Origin of the sequence: Pseudoduganella sp. RAF53_2, assembly GCF_052113985.1 — a bacterium.
Classification (GTDB): Bacteria; Pseudomonadota; Gammaproteobacteria; order Burkholderiales; family Burkholderiaceae_D; genus Rugamonas.
Genome location: NZ_JBFRDW010000898.1, coordinates 1 through 1,758, shown reverse-complemented (window position 1 = coordinate 1,758; position 1,758 = coordinate 1). Strand labels below are relative to the sequence as shown.

Genomic DNA, 1,758 nt, shown 5'->3' with positions numbered 1-1,758 from the left:
CCCTTGGGCCGGCCACCTCGGCATGCAGATGCTCCTACCGGTGGCGAACGAAGTCGAACAGCACTCAACAACGCTGGTGTTCTGCAATACCAGATCGCAGGCCGAACTCTRGTACCAGAACCTGCTGGACGCCAAGCCGGAATGGGCCGGCCTGATCGCTCTGCATCATGGCTCGCTGGACAAGGAAGTGCGCGAATGGGTCGAACAAGGCCTGAAGCGGGGCAGCCTGAAAGCCGTGGTCTGCACATCGAGCCTCGATCTCGGCGTCGACTTCTTGCCGGTAGAGCGCGTGCTGCAAATTGGTAGCGCCAAAGGCATCGCGCGCCTGCTGCAGCGCGCCGGGCGCTCGGGCCATGCCCCAGGACGCGCCTCGCGCGTCACGCTGGTCCCCACGCACAGCCTGGAACTGCTGGAAGCCGCCGGCGCCATCGAAGCCGTGCGCGAGCGCCACATCGAACCGCGTCCCGTGCCTGAGAAACCGCTGGACGTGCTGGTGCAGCACCTCGTCACCATCGCGCTCGGCGGCGGTTTCCGCAGCGAGGAACTGTACGAAGAGGTGCGCACCGCCTGGTCTTACCGCTACCTGACGCAGGAAGAATGGCAATGGGCGCTGGACTTCGTCGCGCGCGGCGGACAAAGCCTGATCGCCTATCCCGAATACCGCCGCGTGCTGCCGGACGAAGAAGGCGTCTACCGCGTGCCGGATGCGGCGATTGCGCGCCGTCACCGCATGGGCATCGGCACCATCGTGTCCGAAGCGACCATTCAGGTGAAGTATATGAACGGCGCCACGCTGGGCACAGTGGAGGAAGGCTTCATCTCGCGGCTGAGCAAGGGCGATCATTTCCTGTTCGGCGGCCGCATACTGGAATTCGTGCGCGTGCACGAGATGACCGCTTTCGTGCGCCGCGCGACGGGTGCAAAAGGAGCCGTGCCGCGCTGGCAGGGCGGCAAAATGCCCCTGTCGTCCGAGCTGGCGCACGCCGCCATGGAGCAAATGCGCCGCGCCACGGCGGGGCATTACGACGGGCCGGAAATGCAGGCCATCAAACCGCTACTCGAAATCCAGAAGCGCTGGTCGGCGCTGCCCACGCCCGGCACGACGGTGATTGAGGCGCTGGACAGCCGCGAAGGCCATCACCTGYTCATCTATCCCTTTGCCGGACGCTCGGTGCATATCGGGCTTGCCTCACTGCTGGCTTACCGCATCGGCCGCGCGCATCCGGCGACGTTCTCGATTGCCGTCAACGACTATGGCTTCGAGCTGCTGTCGCCGGAAGAGCTGCCGTGGCGCGAAATGTTCATGGACGGCGGTCCTTTCACCACCGGACATTTGCTGGAAGATGTGCTGGCCAGTCTGAACGCGACCGAGTTGTCGCAACGCCGCTTCCGTGAAATCGCGCGTATTGCCGGGCTGATTTTCCAGGGCTATCCCGGCCAGCCGAAGAGCAACCGCCAGTTGCAGGCATCGTCGGCGCTGTTCTTCGAAGTCTTCCGCAAGCACGATGCAGGCAATCTGCTGCTGACTCAGGCCCAGCGCGAAGTGCTGGAGCAGGAACTGGAACTGAAGCGCCTGCGCACCACGCTGGAGGAATTGCAGCGGCGCGTGATCAGCTTCCACGGCGTGYGGCGCGCCACGCCGTTCGGCTTCGCATTGATGGTCGAGCGCTTCCGCGAAAAACTGACGACGGAAAAACTCTCCGACCGCGTCGCGCGTATGCTGCGCGAGCTGGAGAAAGCGGCCGGTCCATGAATGCC

General features: G+C 64.4%; 1 protein-coding gene. It reads left to right on the top strand.

Translation table 11 applies throughout. The features are described 5' to 3' along the window. Nucleotides 1-1,753 (top strand): helicase-related protein (locus tag AB4Z11_RS30805; RefSeq protein ID WP_442029853.1); only part of this gene is annotated, 1,753 nt, incomplete at its 5' end. Nucleotides 1,754-1,758 lie beyond the last annotated feature (5 nt).